Annotated in this window: 27 protein-coding genes and 4 tRNA genes; 20 read left to right on the top strand and 11 right to left on the bottom strand. The window is 51.3% G+C overall.

The window, feature by feature from the left end:
• Positions 1 to 102 precede the first annotated feature (102 nt).
• The 3 genes from prmC to hemA are packed head-to-tail and all read right to left on the bottom strand — an operon-like array spanning position 103 to position 3301.
• Positions 103 to 951, bottom strand: a complete 849-nt coding sequence (gene prmC, locus CSR04_RS21645) for a peptide chain release factor N(5)-glutamine methyltransferase (protein ID WP_102798428.1) — start codon at positions 949 to 951, stop codon at positions 103 to 105.
• The gene (prfA, locus tag CSR04_RS21640) at positions 941 to 2029 is read right to left on the bottom strand and encodes a peptide chain release factor 1 (RefSeq protein WP_102798427.1); all 1089 of its coding nucleotides are present in this window, start codon (positions 2027 to 2029) and stop codon (positions 941 to 943) included. The genes prmC and prfA overlap by 11 nt, the downstream gene beginning before the upstream one ends.
• A gap of 15 nt (positions 2030 to 2044) precedes the next feature.
• Positions 2045 to 3301 carry a glutamyl-tRNA reductase gene (hemA, locus tag CSR04_RS21635; RefSeq protein ID WP_102798426.1) on the bottom strand — a complete coding sequence of 419 codons (1257 nt, stop codon included), beginning with the start codon at positions 3299 to 3301 and terminating at the stop codon, positions 2045 to 2047.
• A gap of 125 nt (positions 3302 to 3426) precedes the next feature.
• Here hemA and lolB point away from each other — a divergent pair, with 125 nt between their 5' ends.
• The 12 genes from lolB to CSR04_RS21575 all read left to right on the top strand — a co-directional run bounded on the left by lolB (position 3427) and on the right by CSR04_RS21575 (position 11082).
• Positions 3427 to 4017, top strand: a complete 591-nt coding sequence (lolB, locus tag CSR04_RS21630; protein WP_102798425.1) for a lipoprotein insertase outer membrane protein LolB — start codon at positions 3427 to 3429, stop codon at positions 4015 to 4017.
• A complete protein-coding gene (gene ispE / locus CSR04_RS21625) occupies positions 4002 to 4859 on the top strand; it encodes a 4-(cytidine 5'-diphospho)-2-C-methyl-D-erythritol kinase (RefSeq protein WP_102798424.1) in 858 nt (285 codons plus the stop codon). The genes lolB and ispE overlap by 16 nt, the downstream gene beginning before the upstream one ends.
• Positions 4860 to 5012: 153 nt before the next feature.
• Positions 5013 to 5960 (top strand): ribose-phosphate pyrophosphokinase, encoded by a 948-nt coding sequence (locus CSR04_RS21620; RefSeq protein WP_102798423.1) that lies wholly within the window; start codon positions 5013 to 5015, stop codon positions 5958 to 5960.
• A 103-nt stretch (positions 5961 to 6063) separates the two neighbouring features.
• Positions 6064 to 6441: a hypothetical protein gene (locus CSR04_RS21615; RefSeq protein ID WP_146027228.1), complete on the top strand. Its 378-nt coding sequence runs from the start codon at positions 6064 to 6066 to the stop codon at positions 6439 to 6441.
• Between the two features lie 131 nt (positions 6442 to 6572).
• Positions 6573 to 7202 carry a 50S ribosomal protein L25/general stress protein Ctc gene (locus CSR04_RS21610; RefSeq protein ID WP_102798421.1) on the top strand — a complete coding sequence of 210 codons (630 nt, stop codon included), beginning with the start codon at positions 6573 to 6575 and terminating at the stop codon, positions 7200 to 7202.
• A gap of 5 nt (positions 7203 to 7207) precedes the next feature.
• On the top strand, positions 7208 to 7792 hold the full coding sequence (gene pth / locus CSR04_RS21605; RefSeq protein ID WP_102798420.1) for an aminoacyl-tRNA hydrolase: 585 nt from the start codon (positions 7208 to 7210) through the stop codon (positions 7790 to 7792).
• 14 nt (positions 7793 to 7806) lie between these two features.
• Positions 7807 to 8898 (top strand): redox-regulated ATPase YchF, encoded by a 1092-nt coding sequence (gene ychF / locus CSR04_RS21600; RefSeq protein WP_102798419.1) that lies wholly within the window; start codon positions 7807 to 7809, stop codon positions 8896 to 8898.
• Positions 8899 to 9207: 309 nt separating this feature from the next.
• Positions 9208 to 9284, top strand: a tRNA-Met gene (locus CSR04_RS21595).
• Between the two features lie 5 nt (positions 9285 to 9289).
• Positions 9290 to 9374, top strand: a tRNA-Leu gene (locus tag CSR04_RS21590).
• Positions 9375 to 9377: 3 nt separating this feature from the next.
• Positions 9378 to 9452: transfer RNA gene (locus CSR04_RS21585), tRNA-Gln, on the top strand.
• Positions 9453 to 9479: 27 nt separating this feature from the next.
• Positions 9480 to 9554: transfer RNA gene (locus tag CSR04_RS21580), tRNA-Gln, on the top strand.
• A 130-nt stretch (positions 9555 to 9684) separates the two neighbouring features.
• Complete coding sequence (locus CSR04_RS21575) at positions 9685 to 11082, top strand: alanine/glycine:cation symporter family protein (protein WP_102798418.1); 1398 nt, start codon at positions 9685 to 9687, stop codon at positions 11080 to 11082.
• Between the two features lie 4 nt (positions 11083 to 11086).
• Here CSR04_RS21575 and CSR04_RS21570 read toward each other — a convergent pair whose 3' ends face one another.
• Positions 11087 to 11773 carry a hypothetical protein gene (locus tag CSR04_RS21570; protein ID WP_102798417.1) on the bottom strand — a complete coding sequence of 229 codons (687 nt, stop codon included), beginning with the start codon at positions 11771 to 11773 and terminating at the stop codon, positions 11087 to 11089.
• A gap of 183 nt (positions 11774 to 11956) precedes the next feature.
• Positions 11957 to 13117 (bottom strand): FAD-dependent monooxygenase, encoded by a 1161-nt coding sequence (locus CSR04_RS21565; protein ID WP_102798513.1) that lies wholly within the window; start codon positions 13115 to 13117, stop codon positions 11957 to 11959.
• Between the two features lie 201 nt (positions 13118 to 13318).
• Between CSR04_RS21565 and CSR04_RS21560 the strand changes: the two genes are divergently transcribed.
• The 8 genes from CSR04_RS21560 to CSR04_RS21525 all read left to right on the top strand — a co-directional run bounded on the left by CSR04_RS21560 (position 13319) and on the right by CSR04_RS21525 (position 20793).
• Entirely contained in the window at positions 13319 to 13603 is a 285-nt protein-coding gene (locus tag CSR04_RS21560) for a hypothetical protein (RefSeq protein ID WP_102798416.1), read from the top strand.
• Positions 13604 to 13689: 86 nt separating this feature from the next.
• Positions 13690 to 14541: a DMT family transporter gene (locus CSR04_RS21555; RefSeq protein ID WP_102798415.1), complete on the top strand. Its 852-nt coding sequence runs from the start codon at positions 13690 to 13692 to the stop codon at positions 14539 to 14541.
• 115 nt (positions 14542 to 14656) lie between these two features.
• A complete protein-coding gene (gene miaB / locus CSR04_RS21550; protein ID WP_102798414.1) occupies positions 14657 to 16096 on the top strand; it encodes a tRNA (N6-isopentenyl adenosine(37)-C2)-methylthiotransferase MiaB in 1440 nt (479 codons plus the stop codon).
• A gap of 14 nt (positions 16097 to 16110) precedes the next feature.
• A complete protein-coding gene (locus tag CSR04_RS21545; RefSeq protein ID WP_102798413.1) occupies positions 16111 to 17157 on the top strand; it encodes a PhoH family protein in 1047 nt (348 codons plus the stop codon).
• Entirely contained in the window at positions 17154 to 17615 is a 462-nt protein-coding gene (ybeY, locus tag CSR04_RS21540; protein ID WP_102798412.1) for an rRNA maturation RNase YbeY, read from the top strand. The genes CSR04_RS21545 and ybeY overlap by 4 nt, the downstream gene beginning before the upstream one ends.
• A gap of 32 nt (positions 17616 to 17647) precedes the next feature.
• On the top strand, positions 17648 to 18526 hold the full coding sequence (gene corC / locus CSR04_RS21535) for a CNNM family magnesium/cobalt transport protein CorC (protein WP_102798411.1): 879 nt from the start codon (positions 17648 to 17650) through the stop codon (positions 18524 to 18526).
• Complete coding sequence (gene lnt, locus CSR04_RS21530; protein ID WP_102798410.1) at positions 18501 to 20057, top strand: apolipoprotein N-acyltransferase; 1557 nt, start codon at positions 18501 to 18503, stop codon at positions 20055 to 20057. Before corC ends, lnt begins: the two co-directional genes overlap by 26 nt.
• A 106-nt stretch (positions 20058 to 20163) precedes the next feature.
• Complete coding sequence (locus CSR04_RS21525; RefSeq protein WP_102798409.1) at positions 20164 to 20793, top strand: DUF2490 domain-containing protein; 630 nt, start codon at positions 20164 to 20166, stop codon at positions 20791 to 20793.
• Between the two features lie 22 nt (positions 20794 to 20815).
• Here CSR04_RS21525 and CSR04_RS21520 read toward each other — a convergent pair whose 3' ends face one another.
• From CSR04_RS21520 to CSR04_RS21495, 6 genes are read right to left on the bottom strand one after another with little or no spacing between them, the layout of a single operon-like run.
• Positions 20816 to 22183 carry a tetratricopeptide repeat protein gene (locus CSR04_RS21520; RefSeq protein ID WP_102798408.1) on the bottom strand — a complete coding sequence of 456 codons (1368 nt, stop codon included), beginning with the start codon at positions 22181 to 22183 and terminating at the stop codon, positions 20816 to 20818.
• A 1-nt stretch (position 22184) separates the two neighbouring features.
• Positions 22185 to 22814, bottom strand: coding sequence for an energy transducer TonB (locus tag CSR04_RS21515; RefSeq protein ID WP_102798407.1), 630 nt, complete (start codon positions 22812 to 22814; stop codon positions 22185 to 22187).
• A gap of 2 nt (positions 22815 to 22816) precedes the next feature.
• Complete coding sequence (locus CSR04_RS21510) at positions 22817 to 23221, bottom strand: ExbD/TolR family protein (RefSeq protein ID WP_102798406.1); 405 nt, start codon at positions 23219 to 23221, stop codon at positions 22817 to 22819.
• Between the two features lie 2 nt (positions 23222 to 23223).
• Positions 23224 to 23598 (bottom strand): MotA/TolQ/ExbB proton channel family protein, encoded by a 375-nt coding sequence (locus CSR04_RS21505; protein WP_102798405.1) that lies wholly within the window; start codon positions 23596 to 23598, stop codon positions 23224 to 23226.
• Positions 23595 to 24899: a MotA/TolQ/ExbB proton channel family protein gene (locus CSR04_RS21500; protein ID WP_102798404.1), complete on the bottom strand. Its 1305-nt coding sequence runs from the start codon at positions 24897 to 24899 to the stop codon at positions 23595 to 23597. The genes CSR04_RS21505 and CSR04_RS21500 overlap by 4 nt, the downstream gene beginning before the upstream one ends.
• Complete coding sequence (locus CSR04_RS21495) at positions 24896 to 25615, bottom strand: DUF3450 family protein (RefSeq protein ID WP_102798403.1); 720 nt, start codon at positions 25613 to 25615, stop codon at positions 24896 to 24898. The genes CSR04_RS21500 and CSR04_RS21495 overlap by 4 nt, the downstream gene beginning before the upstream one ends.
• Positions 25616 to 25695 lie beyond the last annotated feature (80 nt).

Below are 25695 nucleotides of genomic sequence, written 5' to 3'. Positions count from 1 at the left end.
AGCAGAATAGCTTGTTTCAGCAGGACGGCAAGTAAAAGCGACCAGAGCGTATTGACCTTCTGAGTATAGATGCCATTCAAATTCAAAAGGCCAACACGCACTTTATACGTGCCATTGCCCCATACTCAATCTGTCCAGTCCAGCCAAGTCCTTCAGGGTATCCACCTGTGCAAAACCCGCCTGCTCAAGTAACTGTCTGACCGCTTCCCCTTGACTATGACCATGTTCCAGTAACAGGAAACCGGAATCGACCAGATAAAGGCTGGCCTGAGAAATAATTTGGCGAATATCTGCCAATCCATTTTCATCTGCGGTCAAAGCAGACAAAGGTTCAAAGCGCACATCCCCTTGCTGCAAAAAGGGGCTGTCGGGTTCTACGTAAGGTGGATTACTGAGGATCAGAGAGAATGTCTGCTTTGGCACATTGTTAAACCAATGGCTCTGCAAAAACCTGACATTAGTTAGTTGATTCAACTGGGCATTTTGTTCGGCCAGTTCAACAATCTGTGACTCAAAGTCAACCCCTATCACCTGCCAGCCTGGTCGTTCACTGGCCAATGCCAGGGCAATGGCCCCGGTGCCCGTGCCTAAATCCAATACATTAATAGGGCTGTGATCAAACAGCGCCAGCGCCGTTTCCACCAACAATTCAGTTTCCGGCCGTGGGATCAAGGTCAAATTGTTAACCTTAAGGGTCAGACTCCAGAAATCCCGTCGCCCGGTCAGATGGGCCACAGGCACGCCTTTGCTACGCTTTTCAATTAATGCCTGATACGCAACCCATTGATTTTCTTGCAAAGGTTTTTCCGGCCAGGTGTGCAAATAAACCGGCGAGACATCAAGGCTATGGCAAAGTAACACTCGGGCATCTAAGGCAGCCGACTCAGAATCGCTCAGCACTTGCCTGGCCCATTGTAACGCGTCCTGAATCGTCAGATCATCAGCCTTCATCGGATAGCGACGCCAGCAGATCGGCTTGGTGTTCCTGGCGAATTGGCTCAAGAATACCGTTGAGATCGCCCTCAACAATTTCGTCTAGCTTATATAAGGTCAGGTTAATGCGATGGTCTGTGACCCTGCCCTGTGGGAAGTTATATGTTCGTATGCGCTCAGACCGGTCGCCACTGCCCACCAGATTACGACGGGTGCTGGCTTCTTCCAGTGCACGTTTATCCTGCTCCATCTGGTTTAACCTGGCCTGCAACACCGACATGGCTTTAGCACGGTTTTTGTGCTGGGAGCGCTCATCCTGACACTCCACCACCAACCCGGTGGGTAAGTGAGTAATACGAATAGCCGAGTCGGTTTTGTTTACGTGCTGACCACCGGCACCACTGGCCCTGAAGGTATCCACCTTAAGCTCTGCCGGGTTGATGGTAATGGCTTCGGACTCAGGTAACTCAGGTAATACCGCCACGGTACAGGCCGATGTATGGATACGCCCCTGGGATTCGGTTTCGGGAACGCGCTGAACCCGGTGTCCACCGGATTCGAATTTCAGAATACCATAGGCGCCGTCCCCCATTACATTGGCGATAATTTCCTTATAGCCGCCATGTTCGCCTTCATTAGCGCTGACCACTTCCACTCGCCATCTGCGGCTTTCTGCATATCGACTGTACATACGAAACAGGTCCCCGGCAAAAATGGCCGCCTCGTCGCCACCCGCTCCGGCACGAATTTCCAGGAAACAGTTTCTATCGTCGTTAGGATCCTTGGGCAGTAATAACACCTGCAGCTCAGTCTCTAATTCCTCTAAGCTGTGTTTGGCGGCTTTAATTTCTTCTTCCGCCATTTCACGCATCTCAGGATCCTCTTCCTTCAGCATTTCCTGAGCACTAACCAAATCCTGCTGCGCTTGGCGGTAGGCTCTGAAGCACTTTACCAGTTCCTCCAACTGCGCGTATTCCCTGGACAAGTTGCGGAACTTTTCCTGATTGGCAATCACCCCGGCGTCGCCCAACAACGCCTGCACTTCTTCAAAGCGCTCCATCAGGGATTCCAATTTGTTCAATACAGATGCTTTCATAGAATCTCGGTTTTCCTAAATCTTTTCCAATCCCAGAGCCCGCTGTAACAGGTTGAGACTATTTGTATCCTGGCTTAGCGCTGCTTCCTTAATAGCCTGGGTTGGCGCATGGATCAGGCTGTTGGTTAGTTTGTTTGCCAGCTCGACAATGACGTCCTGCGGGTCTTTGCCATCTGCCAGTTGCTTGAGCGCGCGCTCCTGCAACTTAAATTTATTTGCTTCACTCTGGGCCCGATAGTCCCGCACCAGATCCATCGATGCTTGGGCGCCATGCCATTGAAGAAACTCTTGCACCGCCAGGTCTATCATCTGCTCGGCTTTTTGCGCGGCACTTTGTCTGGATGCCAGATTCTGCTGCACAATCTGTTGCAGATCATCTACCGTATAAAGATAGGCGTCATCCAACTCCGCCACTTCAGCTTCTATATCTCTGGGCACAGCAAGATCCACCAGAAACATAGGTTGATGGCGACGATTTTTTAGTGCTCTTTCCACTACACCTTTACCCAGAATCGGTAACTGGCTGGCTGTGGAACTGATCACAATATCGGCTTCTGCCAGGTGCTCTGGTATTTGCGCCAGCGTGATGACTCTTGCACCAATGGGATCAGCCAGCTCCTGAGCCCTGGCAAGGGTACGATTGGCCACCAGCATACTTTTTACCTGCTGTTCATGTAGATGGCGCGCCACCAGCTCAATGGTTTCACCGGCCCCAATCAACAGGACTTTAATCTTGTCCAGAGAAGAGAAAATATGCTTGGCCAGTTGCACCGAGGCATAGGCCACAGAGACAGCATTGGCACCGATATCCGTGTCTGACCGCACTTTTTTGGCCACCGCAAAGGTCTGTTGAAACAGTCGCTCAAAACCACTGCTTACCATGCCGCTGTCTTTGGCGCTGACAAAGGCTTGCTTCACTTGTCCGAGAATTTGCGGCTCGCCGAGTACCAGTGAGTCCAAACCACTGGCCACACGCATCAGGTGGCGGATTGCATCCTGCTCCTGATATACATAACTGTTGGGTTGCAGACTTTGCTGCTCGAGATTATGGAAGTCGGCCAGCCAGGCCAACAAAGCCTGCTGTTGCTGAGCATCAAGCTGGGCATATATCTCTGTGCGATTACAAGTGGAAAGAATCACCGACTCCTGACTGCCAAGTTCATTTCGAAGTGACAATAAGGCGTCAAGCTGCGCATCCGCCGAAAACGCCACTTTCTCTCGGACATCCACAGGAGCCGTGTTGTGATTGATACCGAGTGCAATTAGGGCCATGTGGGTGTTTAGTGTCTTTACGCGCCAAGGATTACGGCGTGGCATTGTACGCAAAAGCCAAACCTATTGAAAGCACCGGGCAATCTGTGTTCCCATAGCGGCCATTCAAGACCCGGATTTCGTCAATGTTCCGTTCGTTTTTTTGCCTTTTTGGTGCTTGTTTGTTGCTCAGCCTGTTGAGTGCCTGCACCACCCGCCCGGATGTAACCTACTCCGTTGACGCCAAAGCCAATCAAATCAAGCTGCAAAACCTGCACAGCTGGCGTATCAATGGCAAATTGGCCTACCAAGGTAAAGAAGAGCGTTTCAGTGCCACCTTAAACTGGCAGCAATCGCCAGACGAGTATGAATTGGGCCTGAGCAGTTTTATCGGTACACGTATTTTGACATTGCATAAAAACGGTGCACTGGTCACCCTGGAATACGAAGACAAAGACTATCAACACCAAAATGCCAGCGAACTGTTATACGAGTTAACCGGCTGGCCCATTCCGGTAGAGCAAATTCCCCTGTGGATCAAAGGCCAGGTTTCACCCGATACCCGACCACTGTTTTCTGACAATGGTCTGTTACAACAATTAAATACCGCACAGGGATGGCAGGTAAATATGAGCGATTACCGGCCAACTGGCGCCTACATTTTGCCCTACAATCTGGAACTTAAGACCCCTACTGAGCTTATTAAAATTCGGGTAAATACATGGCAAATCAACTGACCTGGTGGCCGTCTCCGGCCAAGTTAAATCTGTTTCTGCATATCACCGGACGACGCCAGGATGGTTACCATCATCTGCAAAGCTTGTTTCAATTGCTTGACCAGGGAGACCAGTTAGCCTTTGAAACCACCACCAATGGTGCCATTCAACTGATGACCCCACTGCCCGGTGTCGCCGATGAAGATAATCTTATTGTTAAAGCGGCAAGTTTACTGAAGCAGTATTGCCACGTTAGTCAGGGCGCCAACATCTGGTTAGACAAACGGTTACCTATGGGGGGCGGTATCGGCGGAGGGTCGTCCAATGCCGCCACCACCCTGGTGGTACTCAATACCCTCTGGCAATGTGGCTTGACACTTGAGCAGCTTGAAGCGCTTGGATTGCAGCTTGGCGCTGACGTGCCGGTCTTTGTGCATGGCCGTACCACCTTCGCCAGTGGCGTCGGAGAACAATTTGTCGATACCGAACAACCAAAGCATTGGTTTCTGGTGGCCAGCCCCGGTGTGCATATCGCAACGGCAGAAATTTTCCGCCATGCCGAACTTCCCAGAAACACCCCCACTATGCAGTGGCAGGATTATCATTTTGATAGCACGGCTAACGACTGCCAGACTTTGGTGTGCCAATACCATCCTAAAGTTGCAAAGCTGTTACACTGGTTGTTAGAATACGCGCCGTCGCGAATGACGGGCACGGGTTCCTGTGTCTTCGCCGTATTTCCAGACCAATCCCAGGCCGTGAAAGTCCTGCAGGCAATGCCGGCAGAATTCGCAGGGTTTGTTGCTCAAGGGGTCAATATTTCTCCTTTGCACAGTCAACTTGAGCAATGGAAAAACGGCTAGACTTAATGCGTCAACCAGTTGCCAAACAGAAAAATGGGGTCAGGGTAAAATTACACAGCCGGGATTTGTCAGACAACACCTGTGAATACGTGAATTTTACCCTGACCCCATTTTTTTGAACCTTGTTATTGATAGCCTACTGAGGATCCTACTGTGCCGGATATGAAGCTATTTGCTGGTAATGCCATACCAGAACTCGCCCAGAAAGTCGCCGACCGACTCTACACCAAACTGGGCCATGCCAGTGTAGGACGATTCAGCGACGGCGAAATCAGTGTCGAAATTCACGAAAACGTGCGCGGCTCTGATGTCTTTATTATCCAATCCACCTGTGCTCCGACAAACGACAATCTGATGGAACTGATTGTGATGATCGACGCTTTGCGCCGCGCATCTGCAGGGCGTATTACCGCGGTTATCCCTTACTTTGGTTATGCCCGTCAGGATCGCCGTGTACGCAGTGCCAGGGTGCCGATTACCGCAAAGGTCGTGGCTGACTTTTTATCTAATGTTGGCGTAGACCGTGTATTGACAGTGGATTTACACGCAGAGCAGATTCAGGGCTTCTTTGATGTCCCAGTGGATAACGCCTTCGGTACACCGATTCTGTTGGAAGACATGCTGGAGCGCCAGTTTGATAACCCTGTGGTGGTATCACCGGATATCGGTGGCGTAGTGCGTGCCCGGGCCCTGGCCAAAGTGATGAATGATCTGGACCTGGCGATTATCGATAAGCGTCGTCCAAAGGCCAACGTTTCCCAGGTGATGCACATTATTGGTGATGTTCAGGACCGCGACTGCATTATTGTTGACGATATGATTGATACCGGCGGCACACTATGCAAAGCGGCGTTGGCCCTTAAAGAGCATGGTGCCAAACGGGTATTTGCTTATGCTACTCATGCAATATTCTCAGGTAATGCAGCGCAGAACCTGAAGGATTCCGTTATTGATGAGATCGTTGTCACAGACAGTATCCCGCTGTCAGCAGAAATCCGGGCGCTGGACAAAGTTAAGCAACTAAGTTTGTCGAATATGTTAGCTGAGGCTATCCGCCGGGTTAGTAACGAAGAATCCATCTCCGCTATGTTTGAATACTAATTGCAAACAGCAAGATGTAAGAAAACCGCATGCCTATGCGGTTTTTTTTTATGCCCTTGATTCAGTATTGTATACTGCTTCAAACTTAGATTAGGGATAGCCCATGCGAAGAACACTCTGCTGGTTATTTGTTGGTCTGCTGGCGGCATGTCAGGCACAGAGCACACAACCTGTCACTGCCACTAAAAAGGAGGTAGACATGAAAAATGACGCCAATAAAGTGCAGAAGCTTAAGTTTACCGGTACGGTGAAATACAAAAGTTTCGAAGGCGGCTTTTATGCTATCGACACCGCGGATGGTGGCAAGTACCACCCTATGGGGCTAAGTCAGGAGCATAGACGTGACGGTTTAATTGTCGAAGTTGAAGCGCAAACCGTCCCGGATCTGCTGACCATCCAACAATATGGTACCCCGATTAAAATCCTGAGTATCAAAGTGCTGGATGACAGTCAGATATCCAATAAAGATAACCGTATGTAAGCCCCCTCCAGATTCTCCTTATCCTTGTCTCTGCCAAACAGCGGTGGTAGAATTCGCCGCCTTTTTTCTAAAGGTATTTATCATTTGTGGGATTTTGGTCGCGAAATTCCACCCACTATTTGGAGTAAATTATGTCTGAAGCGATTTTTAATCTGGATGCAGAAGTCCGCACAGACCTGGGGAAAGGTGCGAGCCGCCGCCTGCGTCGTGAAGACAAAGTACCTGCTATCCTGTACGGTGCTGGCGAAGAGCCTGTTTCTTTGACTCTTGAGCACAACAAAGTGCTGCAAGCCCAGGAATTCGAAGCATTCTACAGCCATGTTCTGACCTTGAACATTGCCGGTAAAAAAGTAGAAGCCCTGGTCAAAGACATGCAGCGTCACCCTTACAAGCCAAAAGTCACGCACATTGACTTTTTGCGTGTTGACGCCAAGCAAGCCCTGACCACCAACGTACCTTTGCACTTCATCAACGAAGACAAAGCGCCTTCAATCAAAACTCACGGCGGTCATGCTGAGCACCATGTTGCAGATGTAGCCATCAGCTGCTTGCCTGCCAACCTGCCAGAGTTTATTGAAGTTGACCTGATTGCGGTTGAACTGGGTCAAACTCTGCACTTGTCTGATCTGAAGCTGCCTAAAGGTGTAACGCTGGTTGAACTGGCAAAAGGTGCCGATCACGACCAGGCCGTTGTGACCGTTAAGGCTGCTAAAGGCGCTTCTGCTGCTGAAGGCGAGGAAGAAGCCAAGACTGAGGAATAATCCTCTTGGCTGATATCCAGCTGATCGTGGGCCTGGGCAATCCAGGTCCCGAGTACGAAAAAACCAGGCACAATGCAGGTGCCTGGTTTGTTACTGCCCTCGCCCGCCAACATGGCATTTCCCTGAATTTGGAAAACAAATTTTCCGGCCTTACCGGACGCGGCACTATTGCCGGTCAGGATGTGCGCTTGCTGCTTCCCCTGACCTTTATGAATCGCAGCGGCCAAGCCGTTGGCGCGATGGCTAATTTTTACCGGATCCAACCGGCAAATCTGCTGGTGGCGTTTGATGAGCTTGATCTTCCACCGGGCATTGTACGATTGAAAACCGGCGGCAGTTCCAGTCAGAACGGCATCCGCGATATTGTTGCCAAATTAGGCAACAATAAAGATTTTCACCGCTTACGCATTGGCATAGGCCATCCCGGCGATAAACAAAAGGTTACCGGGCATGTACTGGGTAAAGCGCGTAACGAAGAACAACAACTTATCGATGCGGCTATTGACGAAGCCATACGATGCACCGACATATTGCTGAAAGACGGGATGACCAAGGCGATGAATCGCCTGCACTCGTTTAAAGCGGAATAACTTGAGGAATCAACATGGGTTTTAAATGTGGCATAGTGGGCTTACCCAATGTGGGTAAATCCACCTTATTTAATGCGCTGACCAAAGCCGGAATTGAGGCAGCCAACTTCCCATTTTGCACAATAGAGCCCAATACCGGCGTGGTACCCGTGCCGGATACCCGTTTGGATGAACTGGCAAAAATAGTCAATCCCCAGCGCGTCATCCCCACCACCATGGAGTTCGTGGATATCGCAGGCTTGGTAGAAGGCGCTTCGAAAGGTGAAGGTCTGGGTAACAAGTTCCTGGCCAATATCCGCGAAACTGATGCCATCGGCCATGTAGTGCGTTGCTTCGACAACGATAATATCGTGCATGTGGCTGGCAAGGTGGATCCCGCTGGTGATATTGACGTGATTAACACCGAGCTGGCCCTGTCAGACCTGGAAACCTGCGAAAAAGCATTGCTACGTGTAGGCAAGCGTGCCAAAGGTGGAGACAAGGACGCCAAATACGAAATGCAGGTGTTGGAAAAGATCAAACCTTACCTGGATGAAGGCAAAATGCTGCGCATGGTCGCTCTTGAAAAAGAAGAGCTGGCGGCCATTGCCTATATGAACTTTCTGACCCTCAAGCCCACCATGTACATTGCCAACGTCAATGATGATGGCTTTGACAATAACCCTTACCTGGATAAAGTCAGGGACATTGCCGCCGCCGAAAACGCCGTGGTCGTGGCCGTGTGTGCCGCCATTGAATCGGAAATTGCCGAGCTGGATGATGAAGAGCGCCACGAATTTATGGCGGATATGGGCCTGGAAGAGCCAGGTCTGAACCGTGTTATTCGCGCCGGTTACAGCCTGTTGAGTCTTAATACCTATTTCACCGCTGGCGTGAAGGAAGTGCGGGCCTGGACCTTTCCAATCGGCTCCACAGCCCCTCAGGCGGCAGGAAAGATTCATACGGATTTTGAAAAAGGCTTTATTCGCGCTGAAGTCATCGGTTTTGAGCACTATGTTGAGTTCAAAGGCGAAGCCGGTGCAAAAGATGCTGGGAAATGGCGTCTGGAAGGAAAAGACTACATTGTTAAAGACGGTGACGTGATTCACTTCCGCTTCAACGTATAATGATAGAAGCCCGGTTCGCCGGGTTTTTTAATGTCTTTTTCTGGCTGTCAGTCATTTTCTAATAGCAAACTCTTTAGCAGTGGCAGAAAACACCACCGTTTTTGCCACTTTTGTTTTGCTGATAATCCCAATACCTTCAATCACTTTGCAAAACTAACGTCGATTTCGCGGATATTTTCACCCAACTGCGGAGAATTTACGCCGCAGTGAACAGATACTGAGCACTTGACACAAAGCTGTCAAAAAAGGGGTTGACGCTCCAAAAGAGGATCAGCATAATACGCGCCACTCAAGACGAGTACCGAAGATGGCTACGTAGCTCAGCTGGTTAGAGCACAGCACTCATAATGCTGGGGTCGCAGGTTCGAATCCCGCCGTAGCCACCATCAATGCGGAAGTGGTGAAATTGGTAGACACGCTGGATTTAGGTTCCAGTGCTTCACGGCGTGAGAGTTCGAGTCTCTCCTTCCGCACCATGTTGGGGTGTCGCCAAGCGGTAAGGCAGCGGGTTTTGATCCCGCCATGCGTTGGTTCAAATCCAGCCACCCCAGCCAATTTCTTCGGTATTGTTTTGACCCTTTTGGGGTATCGCCAAGCGGTAAGGCAGCGGGTTTTGATCCCGCCATGCGTTGGTTCAAATCCAGCTACCCCAGCCATATTAAGAAAAGCCGGTCTCTGATCGGCTTTTTGCTTTTTATCGCCCTTATCATAGCCGTGCGGCTGGACAGTTGTTCGCAATCACGCCAGTATAGGCGTCCAGAAGTCCAATAAGAATAAAGAGCAACAGTGATCCACGACATCGTCTCCGCCGTTAACGGCGTACTCTGGGGCTGGCTACTCATTGCCATGCTAATTCTCGCCGGTATTTGGTTCAGCGTTCGCCTTGGTGGCGTACAGATATTCCAGTTTCGTCATATGTTCAGCCTTCTAAAAGGCAGCAGCCAGCATGATAAGGCCGGTATTAGTTCATTTCAGGCGCTGTGCACCAGTTTATCTGCCCGGGTTGGTACCGGTAATTTGGCCGGCGTGGCGGTGGCCATCTCTTTGGGAGGCGCCGGTGCGGTGTTCTGGATGTGGGTGATTGCCTTTTTAGGCATGGCCACCGGCTTTGCTGAAAGCCTTTTAGGTCAGCTCTACAAAGTAAAAGATGCCAACGGCGAATACCGTGGTGGTCCGGCCTATTACATACAACAAGGGCTCAATAAGCGCTGGTTGGCCATCGCCTTTTCTCTGTGTTTATTTCTTGGTTATGGTTTTATCTTCAGTGCCGTACAGGCCAATTCCATTACTGATGCACTGAATCATGCCTATGGGATCCCAACCCTTAATGCTGGTGTGGTGATTATTCTGCTGGCCGGTGTGATTGTGATTGGCGGCTTGCGCGGCATTGCGCGTTTCTCCGAATGGATGGTGCCTTTTATGGGCATCAGCTATGTATTGGTCGCCATTGGTATCACCCTGCTGAATATCGAGCAGGTACCGGCCATGTTGTATAACATCATCACCTCGGCTTTTGGTTTACAGGAAGCGGCCGGAGGGGCCTTTGGCGCGGCCCTTAAGCACGGTATTCAGCGGGGCCTGTATTCTAATGAAGCGGGCTCTGGCAGTGTGCCTCACGCAGCAGCCAGTGCCACGCCCAATCCCAACCACCCAGCCAGTCAGGGCTATGTGCAGATGCTGGGGGTGTTTTTGGATACCATGGTGTTATGTACCTGTACCGCCATGATCATTCTGTTAGCTGGCGGCTCTCAGGGCGAGCATATGGAAGGCATTCGTATGACCCAGGACGCCATGGCCTTTCATTTAGGTGGCGGTGGCAATGATTTTGTCGCAGCTGCCATCAGTTTGTTTGCCTTCACGTCGGTGGTAGCCAACTACGCCTACGGCGAAAGTAACCTGCATATGTTTAAACTGGATAACAAAGCCGGTCGCAGTGTTTATACCGCAGGCTACCTAGCCATGATCCTGTGGGGCTCCATGGCGTCATTGCCCCAGGTGTGGGCCATGGCAGATATGGCGCTGGGCCTGATGACCGTTATCAACATCATCGCTATTGTGTGGCTGACACCGACCATAGTGAATGTCAGCCGCGACTATCTGGCGCAGCGCAAAGCCGGTCAGACCCCAGAATATCGACATGGCAACTGTGATATTCAGGGCCAAACCGAGCAATGGCGAAGCTAGATAATCAGTGAGTTATGTCTGATTGGGGTAGCAGTGCGATAGGCTGATCAGATAAAGGCATGATGCTGGCCACATTAGCATGTGGCAGCATCAGCACCTGCTGATTGTTTTTATCAAACAGCCATAAATACCGGCTGGTCGAGACGATAATCTGTACATCATCCAGGATCAGGTTGGTCGGCGTTTCCTTTGGATAGCCTATGGCATATTGGGTAAAGACTTTAAAGCCTGGCCCTTTACCCTCTTTTATACTGGCGCTGTCGGCCTGGGCTACGATCATCGCATACCAATAAAGAAAGAAGCCAAACATCAGTACAAACACCAAAAGTGGATTGAATTTGAAAAACGGCTTACTGGAAATATCAGAAAAACGGCAATACCAGCTCCATCGGCCTCGCAGTCGTTTATCCAGCATGTAGAAGCCATAAACCAACAGGCTGATACCCAGCCAGGCTACCATTGGGGTGGGTTTAGCAATCACGGCTAAAAAGAAGTCTGCCAGCTCTATATGTTGAAGCCCATCAACCTCGAACTGAGCTAATAAAGCATGGATATACATAAGGCCACAAGTACTGGCCAACAGATATAGCACCGACAGAATTAACGCTGGATGTTGCCTGATATAGGCCATAGTATCAGAAAGATTGCGGCCTAACTGTTGATAAAATTCTTCCGTGTTGTTGACCGACATGCAGATTTCCCAGGAGCCTATGCAATGAATTAACGCAAAGTTTACCCTGTAAATAAGCACTTGTATTTAAATGAATTAGCCTTAATTGTTCGGCTTAAAACATACCGCTAAGGCCCAGATTGCTTTTCCCACACTCCGAATACTCCAGCATTGAATACCCAGGGGCTGGTATTTTTATTGATTTTAAAGCCCCATGGCGTAGCGGGTCACCTGTTTTTTCAGGGGCCCGGCGCGCTGGGCCAATCCCAGCCCTAAATTGCGTAACAAACGAACGGGTGACAAGGCGTTGCTGAAAGTCGCATACAACCCATCCATCGCGGTCATCATCAGCAGGTTGTCTTTGTAGCGTTTGCGCTGGTATTGCCCCAACAAATCATCAAGCTTACTGCTGTCGTCCAGCCATTGTTTGTCGCCAAGTAGTTCCAACAAACAAGCGACATCCTTAAATCCCAGGTTTACTCCCTGACCAGCCAATGGATTAATGGTATGGGCAGCATCACCGGCCAGTACCATACGGCCCTGATAATAATGATTGGCATGCATTCGGGTCAGGCTGAAACTGGCGGTTTCCATCACACTAAAGTCCACCAACTCATCAGGGAAGGACTGGCAGATTTGTGTTTTAAGCTGCTCAAAAGGCAACCTTTTCAGGCGTTTTACCTCATCAGCACTGTGATACCACACCAGCGAGGCATAACCGTCAAATAACGGCAGAAATGCCATGGGTCCGGATGGCGTAAACTGCTGCCAGGTAATATCCTGCATAGGGCTGTGAGTTTTTACCGATACGGCCAAGGCCTGCTGAGCATATTGCCAGCCATGGGTGGCGATACCGGCCTGCGTCCTGACCTTAGATGCAGCACCATCAGCGCCTATTAACAGCCGGCATTGCAGCACAGTTTGGTCAGCCAGGGTCAGTTGCAGATGCTTTGTATCCTGCCTGACTGACAGCAGTGCCTGTTCAAACCACACAACGGTTTTATCAGCCATGGCCTGGTGTAAACCCAGTTGCACAATACGATTTTCAATAATGTGACCCAGATGTGGGACATCCAGCTCAGCGGCCGAGAAGTCGGTTCTTCCCTGCTCTTCCCATACAGATAAGCGGCGGTAAGGGCAAACCCGCATGCCTTGGATATATGACCAGGCTTCCAGTTGTTGCAGTAAGCGCTGAGACGCCAGACTAATAGCCGAGACGCGGATATCCGGCTGCTGTAGTCTGTCAAAAGGCGCTGGCATATGGGGTTCCAGGACGGCCACTTTATAACCCAGTCTGGTCAACCCCAGGGCCAGCGCTGCCCCCACCATATTGCCGCCAGCCACCACAATATCAAAATCCTGCATGCCATCTTTTCCATGGTTCTTTGCCGGCAAGGATAGCACGTTAAACCGACCTGTTTCGTCGCTCACTGACAGTTTTTCTTTGACTTGTAACAAGGCAAGGCCAAATAGCCCGTTTGACAAAAATGCTTACATCCTGAACCCAACCTTTTTGCCAGTAGCAGCTACAAATATAACGAATGGTCATACCAACCGGAGCCAAACATGAAAGCATTCACTTCAGTAGCAATTGTCTGTTTAACCGTCAGCACTGCAAGCCTGGCCGCCTTGAATAAGGATGAGGAAGTTCCTCGCTATGTGTTTACCTATCAGTTAAATAAACCCACCAGCTATATGGAGTATCAATACCTGCTGGTAAAACAAGATATTGATGACAATCTGGAGCAGGATATTGACGATCAGGTGATGGGCGCTTTGGCCGTACAGGCCATGGTCAGCAATCCGCCTCTGGCTGGAACCTTGCCCACCGAGGAAACCGAGCAGCAATAAGTCGCCGCATTTATTTACGACAGTTGGCCGCATCCAGCACTGAGCTCTGTTAGAATAGCCGGTGAATTCCCTTCTAACGGTGTTGTATGCGTTCTCCCATGCTGCTCGGGGCCTTGTGCCTGATTGTGGCCGAAGCCTTATTTGCCGGGGTTGGCGCACTGGTCAAATATTTAAGTGACAGTTTAAGCCAATCGCAGTTGGTGTTTTTCCGCAACTTGTTTGCGCTGGTATTTTTAATGCCCTGGTTGTTCCGCGTCGGCCTGTCGGGACTGAAGACCGAGCAATTTGGTCTGCATTTACTGCGTTCCACCTCAGGATTAGTCGGTATGTATTGCTTTTTTTACGTGCTGGCTCATTTACCTCTGGCCCAGGCCATGATGGCCCTGTTGGTTGCCCCGTTTATCGTACCTATAATTGCTTTTTTCTGGCTCAAGGAACGTATCAGCCAGAAAAGTCTGATGGCCATTGGTCTTGGCTTTATTGGCTGCGCTTTTGTGCTGCGTCCCGAGTCCGGCGGCTGGAATATCTATGTATTGTTAGCACTTTGCTGCGCCTGCTTTGTCGCATTCACTAAATGCACTATCAGAAAGATGTCAGGCTCTGAACCATCGGGGCGTATCGTGTTTTATTTTACCGGCCTGGCCACCGGTGTCTCGTTGTTCCCCTTGTTGTACAACTGGCAACCTATGCCAGATGCAGCCTGGCCCTGGTTATTGTTAATGGGGCTGATGGCGGCTATCGGTCAGTTGCTGATGACCAAAGCCTTCCAACTGGCATCGCCGGTGCGCATTGGCCTGTTAACCTACAGCAGTGTGCTGTTTGCTGCCTTTCTCGGCTACTGGTTCTGGCAGGAACCTGTCTCTGCAGGCTTACTGGCAGGCACCCTATTGATTATCTGGGCCGCCAATCTGACCATTCGGCAACGATGGTTGTGGTGATTAGCTGGCAACCTGCCGCCAGTGGCGGTAAAATACCCGGTTCATCACGGACCAAATTAACAAGGAAAGGCCCACTGCCTTTCTTTTTTACTTATTAGGGTTTTACTTAAGCAGTATGAGCAAGAAACTATTCATCAAAACCTGGGGCTGCCAGATGAACGAGTACGACTCGGAGAAAATGGCTGACCTGCTGGATTCCACCCATGGTTACCAGGCAACCGAAAATCCTGAGGATGCCGATGTCATTCTGCTGAATACCTGCTCCATCCGCGAGAAAGCTCAGGAGAAGGTGTTTCACCAGTTGGGCCGCTGGAAGACCCTGAAAAAGAAAAACCCCGACCTGATTATCGGCGTGGGTGGCTGTGTTGCCTCCCAGGAAGGCGAGCATATTCGTGACCGCGCGCCCTATGTCGATATCGTCTTTGGTCCGCAAACCCTGCATCGTTTGCCGGAGATGATCAATCAGGTCAAAGGCACCCATTCCCCGGTGGTGGACATCAGTTTCCCTGAAATTGAAAAGTTTGACCGTTTGCCAGAACCCCGCGCAGAAGGCCCCAGTGCCTTTGTGTCCATTATGGAAGGCTGCTCCAAGTATTGCAGTTTCTGTGTGGTGCCATACACCCGTGGTGAAGAAGTCAGCCGCCCGGCCGATGATGTAATCTATGAAATTGCTCAGCTTGCCGAACAGGGCGTGCGTGAAGTGAACCTGCTTGGCCAGAATGTGAATGCCTTTCGCGGCGTTAACCATGACGGCAGTATCTGTACTTTCGCAGAATTACTGCATTTGGTGGCGGCCATAGACGGCATTGATCGTATTCGTTATACCACCTCGCATCCGGTGGAGTTCACCGATGACATTATTGAGGCCTATGACGCCATTCCTGAATTGGTGGACCATTTGCATCTGCCGGTGCAAAGTGGCTCAGACCGCATTCTGACCCTGATGAAGCGCGGCCATACGGCACTGGAATACAAGTCCAGGATCCGCCGTCTGAAAAAGATCCGCCCCAACCTGAGTATGTCTTCAGACTTTATCATTGGTTTCCCCGGCGAAAGCGACGACGATTTTCAGGCCACCATGGATCTTATCCAGGCCATAGGTTTCGATTTAAGTTTCAGCTTTATCTACAGTGCACGTCCTGGCACGCCAGCGGCAGATTTGCCGGATGATGTCAGCGAAGAAACCAAAAAGCAGCGCTTATATTTGCTGCAGCAACGTATCAACCAGCAGGCCATGGACATCGCCCGTAAGATGGTAGGTACCGAGCAACGTATTCTGGTGGAAGGCCCATCCAGGAAAGACGCCGGTGAGCTGTGTGGTCGTACCGAGAACAACCGGGTTGTCAATTTCGTTGGCAGCGACGATATGATTGGCGAGTTTGTTGATGTACAGATTGTCGATGTATTCGCCAATTCTCTGCGTGGTGAAGTTGTGCGCCGTGAAGCCGATATGGGGCTGCGGGTCAGTGTTGCACCACAGAGCATTATTCAGAAACAGGCCGAACAGCCCGACAATCTGGGTGTCGGTCAATATATTCCCATCAGTATGCATTAAGCAGGAGAGTATCTTTGCCCAATCAACTGGTCAGTAACGAACTGGTACTGGAACCCAACGACCACAAGCGCCTTTCCAGCCTCTGTGGTCCCTTTGATGACAATATCAAGCAAATCGAACGCCGCCTTGGGGTGGAAATCAGTTATCGCGACAATTTGTTTAAGGTCATGGGCAAGGCACAGCAAACCATGGCCACCGCGGAGCTGCTGAAACTCCTGTATATTGAAACCCAGCCGGTCAAAGGCCAAATCCCTGATCTGGATGCACAGAAGGTGCATCTGGCCATTCAGGAAGCAAAATGCCTGGAACAGGCCGAAGCGGGTAAATATGGCAAGGAAGTACATATCAAGACCAAGCGTGGTGTCATCAAGCCGCGCAATCCACATCAGTCCCAATATGTACAGAATATCGTTAATCACGATATCAGCTTCGGGATTGGCCCGGCCGGTACCGGCAAAACTTACCTGGCAGTAGCCAGCGCGGTTGATGCGCTGGAACGCCAGGAAATCCGCCGCATTTTGCTGACCCGCCCCGCGGTGGAAGCCGGTGAAAAACTAGGCTTTTTACCTGGCGATTTGTCGCAAAAGGTCGATCCATACCTGCGCCCCCTGTACGACGCCCTGTTTGAAATGCTCGGCTTTGAAAAGGTGGAAAAGCTGCTGGAGCGCAACGTAATCGAAGTCGCGCCACTCGCCTATATGCGCGGCCGCACTCTGAATGACTCTTTTATCATTCTGGATGAAAGCCAGAATACCACGGTGGAACAAATGAAAATGTTCCTGACCCGTATCGGCTTTAATTCCAAAGCGGTGATTACCGGTGATATCACCCAGGTTGACCTGCCCCGCGGTGCACGCAGCGGTCTGCGCCATGCTATTGAAGTACTGAAGGATGTAAATGATATTTCCTTTAACTTCTTTGATGCTACCGATGTGGTTCGCCACCCAGTGGTCAGTCGGATCGTACTGGCGTACGAAGAGCATGAACGGCAGCAGGAAGAATTAAAACGTGCCGAAGCGCAACAGCGCAGCCAGCAAGATAAGGGTGAACATAAGCCGTGAGCGCCCAATTAGACCTGCAAATTGCCAGTGACGCACAAGATCTGCCGCCCGAGCACCTGATTCAGGCATGGTTGGATGCGGTGCTCAATGAAGTCAAACTGGAACAGGGCGAGATCACTGTCCGTCTGGTGGATGAAGTGGAAAGTCGCGAGCTGAATCATCAGTACCGGGGCAAGGATTACGCTACCAATGTGTTGTCTTTTCCTTTTGAAGCCCCTCCGGGTATTGAGCTGGATTTGCTGGGCGATCTGGTGATTTGTGCTGGCGTGGTCAGCCGGGAAGCCGCTGAGCAACACAAGCCTCTTTTGCATCATTGGGCACATATGTGCATTCATGGCACCTTGCATTTGCTGGGGTATGACCATATAGAGGACATTGATGCCGAGGAGATGGAAAGTTTAGAAATCCGCATTCTGGCCAAATTAAGCATTGACGATCCTTACCAGGATCGGGAATGATAGCCCCTCATTGAAATACAAGATTGGAGCCTATGAGCGACGACAGTCCCCACTCTAGCAACGGTTCTTCCAATAAAGGCTGGTTGGAAAAAATAGTCCAGAGCCTGTCGGGAGAACCGCAAAACAGGGATCAGTTGGTTGAAGTTATCAACGAAGCCCAGCAACGTGACGTAATAGACAACGCCACCCGCGATATGATCGAAGGGGTGCTGGAAATCAGTGAGATGCGGGTGCGGGACATTATGATCCCAAGAGCACAGATCGTCACTATCGGTATTGATCAAACTGTGGCGGAATTCCTGCCAGTGGTGTTGGAATCAGCCCATTCTCGCTTCCCCGTTATCAACGAAGACAAAGACCATATCGAAGGTATTCTGCTGGCCAAGGATCTGCTTGAATACGGTTTTAATCCAGAGAAAGAATTCAAGCTTAAGGATATTCTGCGCCCGGCGATTATCGTGCCGGAAAGTAAGCGCGTGGATGTGTTGCTGCGCGAATTTCGCCAGGAACGTTACCATATGGCCATTGTGGTGGATGAGTATGGCGGGGTGTCTGGTCTTGCCACCATTGAAGATATTCTTGAACTGATTGTTGGCGAAATCGAAGACGAACACGACGTTGAAGAAAACGAAACCGACGACATTCGGCCATTAAACAAATGTACTTTCTCGGTCAAGGCGCTGACCTCGGTTGAGGATTTCAACGACTACTTCAATACCGGCTTTGACGAAGAAGAAGCCGATACTATTGGCGGTATTGTGCTACGTGCGTTTGGCCATATGCCCATGCGTGACGAGTTTGTAGAAATCAATGGTATTGAGTTTCGTGTTACCAATGCGGACAAACGACGTCTAATCCAATTAAAAGTAAGCCTGCCGAAAAAGGATGACGCCGAAGAACAAGGCGGCTAAACGCCTGCCCACCTGCCTTTTCAGCTTGATGCTGGGGGCAGGTTTAACCCTTTCTTATGCCCCGTTCGGGCACTGGTTTATCGCACCATTGCTGTTGTCATTATTGTTCTGGCAACTACAGCATAAAGGTCGGGAGTTTGCCTTTTTACAGGGTTTCTGTTTCGGTCTGGGATGGTTTGGGGCCGGCATCAGCTGGGTACATGTCAGTATTGCCGACTTCGGCGGCTTACCACTTATCGCCTCTATCGGCCTGATGCTGTTACTGTGCGCCTATCTGGCCTTGTACCCTGCCCTGGCAATCAAGTTACTGGTGCGTTATATCGCCCTGCCTTACTGGCCTTTGGCTATTGGTTTTCTATGGCTGCTATGTGAATGGCTCAGAAGCTGGATGCTGACCGGGTTTCCCTGGCTGTCTATAGGCTATAGCCAGCTTCATGGTCCCTTGGGTGGCTTTCTGCCTGTGATTGGCGAAACCGGCGTATCCGTGCTGCTGATTACCCTGGCCTGTGCGCTGGGCTTAATGTTGCCAAAACGTCAATATCTGCCGGCCTTGTCACTCATTGGTATTCTTGTAATTGCCGGGTATGTACTTGGCCAGCAAAGCTGGACTGAAAAGCGCAGTGACACCAGCAAACTGGTGATGGTGCAGGGCAATATCCAGCAATCCCTGCGCTGGGTGCCAGAACAGGACCTGCCAACCATGAACCTGTATCGACGTTTGACTCAGAGTCATTGGGACGCGGACCTGATTATCTGGCCGGAGGCCGCTATCCCTAAACTGGAACCGCTGGCCCTTAACTACCTGCATGAACTGGACGAAGAGGCCGCTGCGCATAGCACCGCACTAATTACCGGTATCGTTAACTACAATTTTGAAAGCCGTGACGCCTTTAACAACCTAATTGTGCTGGGCAGTCAGCATGGCGAGCCGCAAGGGCATTATCGTTACCCCCATGCAAATCGCTATGCCAAGCACCACCTGCTGCCTATTGGCGAATTTATCCCTTTCGAAGACTGGCTGCGCGGTATTGCGCCGTTATTTGATCTGCCCATGTCATCTTTTAGCCGCGGTGATTACCAGCAAACCAACCTGCTGGCCAACAACCTGCGCCTAGCCCCGGCCATTTGCTTTGAAATCGCCTTTCCGGCACAAATTCGTGCCAATCTGCATGCCGATACCGACTTTATTCTGACCGTGAGTAACGACGCCTGGTTTGGTCATTCTCATGGTCCGCATCAACACCTGGAAATTGCTCAGGTCAGGGCCAGGGAATTTGGCATACCCGTACTGCGCGCCACCAACAACGGCATTACCGCCATTATTGATGCCAATGGCCAGGTGCTGGCTGACCTTCCGCAGTTTGAACAAGGGGTGCTGGTCAGCGATGTACCACGTTACCGCGGCCAAACACCTTATGCCAGATTCGGCGACCTTTGGGCCTGGCTGATTGCAAGCGTCGGTCTGTTGCTGGCCATCTGGCTACCCAGACGCGCTAGCACTATCACCTCCTCCTCTTTGATGGTGGAATAGTATCGTCGACTGAACTTCCCGTTGCTATTCTTTTAGCCCTCCGTATAATCCGCCCGTGACATTTTTGTGACATTTTTAAGTCACTTTTGTGACAGGTGGAGTTTTGATGCATTCGATGACTATTGCCAGGGGCCGGCCAATGATGCTGGCTTTTTTGTTTATGCTGTCCGCTAATGCCCACGCGCTGGACCAGTGGTGGAATGGTGTGAAGCTGGATACCCAATTGGGTGACTATGCGGTGTTTCTGGGCAGTGACCAACGCATGCTGGAAGACGAGAGCCGTTTATACCACTTCAATGTTAAACTCGGTGCCAGCACCAAGCTTACCGACGCGCTGAGTGCCGGTCTGGAATTCAGAGTGGAGGACAGCGACCCGGTAGAAGACCAATACCGGGATGAACAGCGCCTGACCCCCTTTGCCAGTTACAAGCTGCGCCTGTCAGATTACAACGCAGACATTCGGGTGCGTTTAGAGAATCGTTGGTTCGACGGTGATTATTCACTGCGTCCCAGAGTGCGCGGCAAACTCAGCAAAAAAATTGACAACATTGGCCTGTACGCCAGTTATGAATATTTCTTTAACGCCACTAAGGGTAAGTACAACCAAAGCCGCAGTGCGCTGGGTGCGGAGCTAGCCATCGATAACAATCTGAAAGTGGGCGCTTATCTAATGTTACTGGATGGCACGGGCGATGATGTGCATATTCTGGGCAGTGAATTCAGCTACACATTTTAGCCATAGGGCGTCATACGCCCTGTTAGCTCCTTCCTTGCTGCCGCACCAGGGTTTCCAGCGCTCGAATATTGGCTGCTATATCAGATCTGCCGGGTTGTTTGCGCAGGATCTCGTTTAACAGTGTCAGCGCATCCTGATAACGGCCCTGATCGATTTCCAGCTGTGCCAGCCCCAGTATGGCCCGCTCAGATGTGTCAGCCAAGGCCTTGGCTCGGACATAGAAGCTGCGAGCCCGTTGCCACTGTTTTTTCTCATGTAAAAGCGTTGCCAGGTTAAGCGCGGCTTCACTGTTGGCCGGATCGGCCTCAATGGCTTCGTTTAACCAGCGCTGAGCCTGTTCCTGACGGCCCGCCTGCGTTGCTTGTGAGGCTTTAACCACTTTGATTCTGGCTTGAGTAACCTTAGGTAGCGCGGCCATATGCTTATCCAGGTTAGCGAACAGTTTGTCCAGTAATGGCCACTGCTGCTGATGGGCCAGCCATGCGGTCGTTTGCTCCAGCGTGGTCACCAGGGGCTGAATATCGGCAAGCTTCAGCCCAGTTTCCAGCAATGCCACCGCCCTTTGCATACTGCCCTGCTGAACATGAAGCTGCGCGGCGAGAGCCAGATTAGCAGCGCTTTTCTCGCCAAGACGCAAGGCCACTTCCAAACTACTCAGCGCCAGTTCCTGCTGACCTTGCTGCAATGCCAACTGGCCACGGGTCAGCCACAGTTGCGGATCATCGCCATTTTTTTCCAGCATACCTTCCAGTAGACCGGCTGCCTGGGCAAACGCGCGGGATTGGGTCAATGCATACAACAGTCCCTGACGCCACTGCAAATTGTCCGGCTCCAGAAAAAGTGCCTGCTGATAACCGGCTATCGCACTTCCGGCATCCTTGAGTTGCAAATTAACATACGCCAGTTGCCCATAAGTTTGCGCATCGGCCCGACCTGCAGCAATGCTTTTTGCCAGTAGCGGCTGCGCGCTGGCGTAATCCTGCTTCAGCATATACACCATACTGAGACCCTGCTGGGCCAGTGTCAGCTCAGGCATGGCGCTCAGCGCCGCGCGAAATGCCGATACAGCCTGATCATAATGTTTAAGGGTCAAAGCCACCTGACCACGCAGAACCTGCAATGCGGCGCTGTCCTGGGCCAGGGGACGATCGGCGAACGCCTGCCACACCGCCTGGTAATCCTGGCTGGCTAAGCTGGGCTGAACACTGCGGGCAAAGTTTCTCTCTGTTGGTGCCAGCTGTGCTTCGGTTTGTGCCAACGGCTGATTATTCAACAAGAATTGCCACTTAGGCTCACTGAATTGAACTTGTACTGTTGCTCCTGCCACCGCTTTACCGGCAAACAGGGATAATAACAACCACAGGGCAAGGGGGGGATTCTTCACTGGCATTTTACTCGCTAATATTAATGGGCCAGATAAATTTGGCCCGGACTGTTTCGTTGCCTTTGCTCGGGGCAGAAAAACGGCTGCTGCGAACCATCTTAAGGATCTCCGGCTTTAGTTCCGGGTGTGGATTTTCCACCACGTCCAACAGGGTTACCTGCCCCTGCTCATCCACCAGGATTTCCAGCTTGATCAGCACCTGCTTAATGCCCTGGCGGCTTAAACTGGCTGGCAATCTGATACTCAATGGCGTCAGTAAGGTTGGTAAACCATCCAGCTCATCCAGGCTGAATGCCTGCCAATCCACCTCCAGACTTTGCCAGTCAGTCCTGGCCATCTGCATAACGGGTGCAGGGGGCTGAATGGCAGTTAGCTGGAGTACATCCGGCTTAGTTAATTGAATACTGGGGCCCGAACCGCTTACCTGCAGATTAATCGGCGCGTCTGCTATGACCTGCTGAACAGGGGTCGGCGGTGGCGGTGGCGGCGGCAGCATGGCAACCGACACCTCGCGAATGGTCAGTTGTTCGGCTTCTTTGGCCTGCCAGCCCTGCCCCAACCACAGCAGAGCGAGGGCCATACTGAGAATACTCAGACTCACCAGCGTGGCCTTGGCCTGTTGAGTAATGCGCTGCATACTCAGTTTCTGGTCGCCAGGTTAACGGTTTTAGCACCGGCCAGTTTGGCCTCATCAAGCACCTCGACCAGCAACTGGGTGGCAACGGTTTTGTCGGCCTGAATCACCACCGGCCGCGCCTGAGTGCGCAGCAACTGCTCCAGCGTGCCCCGCACACCGGCCACACCTATCTGGCTGCCATCGTAAAAGACCTCACCTGTATCGGTGATAGCCAGCAAAATAACGGTCTGCTCCAGTTGTTGTGCGGATATAGACTGAGGCTTGTCCACCTCAACCCCGGTTTCACGCACAAACACCGTGGTGACAATAAAAAAGATCAACAGGATAAATACCACATCCAGCAAGGGCGACATATCGATGCCTTGCTGTTGCTGCTGCTCGAGCTTCTGTTTAAGTCTGGATTGCATCGTCAGCCCTGCTGCATCAAGACGGCACTATGCTGACGATGGCGTAAATAGCCCTGCAACAGCCAGCCAGGGATCGCACACACCAATCCCAATTCGGTGGTCAGCAAAGCATCCCCGATCCCCTGGCTAAGCTGATAGCCACTGTTACCCTGCTCTGACATGGCCATAAAACAATCCAGTAAGCCGATGATAGTGCCGAGTAACCCCAGCAAAGGCATTGTGCCAATCAGCAACTGACTGAATTGCGCATCCCGCTGTTCAAGTTGTTCATCCAACCCCCTTAATTGCAACAGTTGCAGGGCAAGATGCTGATAACAGTATAATGCGGTCAGTACTATGGCCCAGCACACCCAATTAGAAAGCAGTTGCGCCATCATGCCTTAACTTCCTTGAGTATGTGCGGTGCAGGTTTGACCGCTGCGCTGGCGGGTTGCTCTGACTGACTTAACTTAATGGCGAAATCCTCCAGTTCATGGAAGTAAGCACGGGCTTTTCTGGACAGTAACGCATTCAGAATTAACGCCGGAATCGCCACCACTAACCCCAGCTCCGTGGTAATCAGCGCTTGCGCGATACCGCCGGACACCACCTGCGGATCGCCAGAGCCGAATAATGTCATCATTTTAAAGGTTTCAATCATACCTGATACCGTACCCAGCAATCCCAGCAGCGGCGACACTGAGGCAGTAATAGCAATGGCGCCAAGATAGCGTTCCAGTTGATGCTTTTGCCTTTGCAGTGCCGCAAACAACAGATCATCACGGTATTCTGGATTTGCTTCCTGACGGGCAATACTCAGCAGTTCTTGCTGGTGCACTGACATGCCGCTCATCAACGACGCGCTTTCATTACTGCTATAAACCTGGCTTCTGGTCAGCGCGGTCACCCTAGGAAGTCGCCATAACTGCACGGCTTTTAGCAGCGCAATGGCCAGCGCAAATAACGCAAAGAAAATAATGGGTAGCGCCCAAAGTCCGCCTTTGGCGATATGTTCAAAAGCACTTTCGCTGTTTTGTGCCAGCAGTCTGCTGTGATTCAGACTTGGGTCCAGTAGCAACTCGCCCTGGCGATTTTGTTGCAGGTGTTTTAAACCATCTGCGGGCAATTCGGGACCAGCCTTTAGCAAGCCATCTTCTGGCAGTGCGAATCCGCCGTTATCTTCTCCCAGCCACCAATGCACCGGGCCAATACGCAAAATCTGGGCCTGCTGCAAGGTACCATCAGGCATCACCAGTTGCTGTTCCTGCCACTGCGGATGCAGACGAATACGTTGCAATTCGGTGTTAAGCAGCGTCAGGCCCTGAAGCAAATCTGCACGGCTCGTGGTGGGTAGGATTTGCTGCTGATGTAAAAAACGCTTCAGCAGATTGGACTGGTATTGTTGCTGTTGCAGCCAACTGTCGAGCCGCTCCTGCAATTGGCTCAGCCCCAGCGTATTTTCATCGTTCAGCCGCCGCGTTACTGCGGTTTTCTCCCGCAAGTCTGCTACCTCTGACTCCAGCTTACGCAAGCTGGCTGCTATATGAGTGCGCTCTTTATCTGTTTTCTGCTGATACTGCTGCAGACTCTGCTGAGCCTGCTGAATATCTTTTAGCAGTGATGTTTCCACCGCGTCAGCAGCCATAGCCACAGGTGTGACTAAGCCCATACAAAGCAGAGCGATATTCATTAATCTCATCGGCCAGCTCCGGTGGAAAGTTGCACAGGCATTGGTACTAACTCGGCTTGGCGTTTTTTCTCAAACACCTCAACAGCCCTCAGAATCGCCTGCCCTTGGTCCCCAAAATGCCATTGCCAGCCATCGTCTTCAGAGCGGCCCTGACCACTTATTGCACCATCCGGACTGACAAACCAGGCCGTGGTGATCCCCAGATACAGTTGTTTAACCAGAACTTGCTGACCGGTGGGTGTGGTGACCGGCATTTCATACAAGCTGACCCGGCTGTCAAACGCATAAAGCTTATCCAGTTTGGCCAGGGCCACCTGCAGTAATGCGGAGGTATCTGCATCGTCTGACAAGCCCTCCTGCTCCTGAGCCCAGGCTGTTTGCAGTGGCGGCGGTAAGCGGCTTGCCAAGCCGTCCAGTTGCGCATTGAGCTGCTTCACCTGCAGCCTGGCATTGACTTGTTGCTGCTCAAGTTCACTTTGCTGGGCAAGCAATTCGGCACGCTTCACCTGCACTTGTGAACTGCCCTGCTGACTGTTGGCTAACAAAGCTTGCAGTTGCTGCTTCTCAGCTTCAAGCAATGTCATACGCTGCGCCAGCACAGGTTTTTGTTGCTGCCAGTCACTTTGCAATGCGGCTTTTTGTTGTTCCAGGCTCAGCCACTGCTGAACCAGCTTATCGCGACTTTGCGCTTTATCTGCCCAAGCTGGCAGCGCTAATGCCGACATGCTGACGGCTAATACAATGAATCTCGACCTGAACAAGTGCAGCCCTACCTGTGAAAAAACGTCGCTATTATCTGTTCCTG

It is taken from the genome of Bowmanella denitrificans (assembly GCF_002887595.1).
In the GTDB taxonomy this organism is placed as follows: domain Bacteria; phylum Pseudomonadota; class Gammaproteobacteria; order Enterobacterales; family Alteromonadaceae; genus Bowmanella; species Bowmanella denitrificans.
Note: the sequence above shows the minus strand (reverse complement) of the source record. Positions and strands in the feature narration are given on the sequence as shown.

Coding starts and splice junctions, on each gene's coding strand:
- prmC (WP_102798428.1), bottom strand. CDS start 951: ATGAAGGCTGATGATCTGACGATTCAGGACGCGTTACAATGGGCCAGG.
- prfA (WP_102798427.1), bottom strand. CDS start 2,029: ATGAAAGCATCTGTATTGAACAAATTGGAATCCCTGATGGAGCGCTTT.
- hemA (WP_102798426.1), bottom strand. CDS start 3,301: ATGGCCCTAATTGCACTCGGTATCAATCACAACACGGCTCCTGTGGAT.
- lolB (WP_102798425.1), top strand. CDS start 3,427: ATGTTCCGTTCGTTTTTTTGCCTTTTTGGTGCTTGTTTGTTGCTCAGC.
- ispE (WP_102798424.1), top strand. CDS start 4,002: ATGGCAAATCAACTGACCTGGTGGCCGTCTCCGGCCAAGTTAAATCTG.
- CSR04_RS21615 (WP_146027228.1), top strand. CDS start 6,064: ATGCGAAGAACACTCTGCTGGTTATTTGTTGGTCTGCTGGCGGCATGT.
- CSR04_RS21610 (WP_102798421.1), top strand. CDS start 6,573: ATGTCTGAAGCGATTTTTAATCTGGATGCAGAAGTCCGCACAGACCTG.
- ychF (WP_102798419.1), top strand. CDS start 7,807: ATGGGTTTTAAATGTGGCATAGTGGGCTTACCCAATGTGGGTAAATCC.
- CSR04_RS21570 (WP_102798417.1), bottom strand. CDS start 11,773: ATGTCGGTCAACAACACGGAAGAATTTTATCAACAGTTAGGCCGCAAT.
- CSR04_RS21565 (WP_102798513.1), bottom strand. CDS start 13,117: ATGCAGGATTTTGATATTGTGGTGGCTGGCGGCAATATGGTGGGGGCA.
- CSR04_RS21560 (WP_102798416.1), top strand. CDS start 13,319: ATGAAAGCATTCACTTCAGTAGCAATTGTCTGTTTAACCGTCAGCACT.
- CSR04_RS21555 (WP_102798415.1), top strand. CDS start 13,690: ATGCGTTCTCCCATGCTGCTCGGGGCCTTGTGCCTGATTGTGGCCGAA.
- miaB (WP_102798414.1), top strand. CDS start 14,657: ATGAGCAAGAAACTATTCATCAAAACCTGGGGCTGCCAGATGAACGAG.
- corC (WP_102798411.1), top strand. CDS start 17,648: ATGAGCGACGACAGTCCCCACTCTAGCAACGGTTCTTCCAATAAAGGC.
- lnt (WP_102798410.1), top strand. CDS start 18,501: ATGACGCCGAAGAACAAGGCGGCTAAACGCCTGCCCACCTGCCTTTTC.
- CSR04_RS21525 (WP_102798409.1), top strand. CDS start 20,164: ATGCATTCGATGACTATTGCCAGGGGCCGGCCAATGATGCTGGCTTTT.
- CSR04_RS21520 (WP_102798408.1), bottom strand. CDS start 22,183: ATGCCAGTGAAGAATCCCCCCCTTGCCCTGTGGTTGTTATTATCCCTG.
- CSR04_RS21515 (WP_102798407.1), bottom strand. CDS start 22,814: ATGCAGCGCATTACTCAACAGGCCAAGGCCACGCTGGTGAGTCTGAGT.
- CSR04_RS21510 (WP_102798406.1), bottom strand. CDS start 23,221: ATGCAATCCAGACTTAAACAGAAGCTCGAGCAGCAGCAACAGCAAGGC.
- CSR04_RS21505 (WP_102798405.1), bottom strand. CDS start 23,598: ATGATGGCGCAACTGCTTTCTAATTGGGTGTGCTGGGCCATAGTACTG.
- CSR04_RS21500 (WP_102798404.1), bottom strand. CDS start 24,899: ATGAGATTAATGAATATCGCTCTGCTTTGTATGGGCTTAGTCACACCT.
- CSR04_RS21495 (WP_102798403.1), bottom strand. CDS start 25,615: ATGTCGGCATTAGCGCTGCCAGCTTGGGCAGATAAAGCGCAAAGTCGC.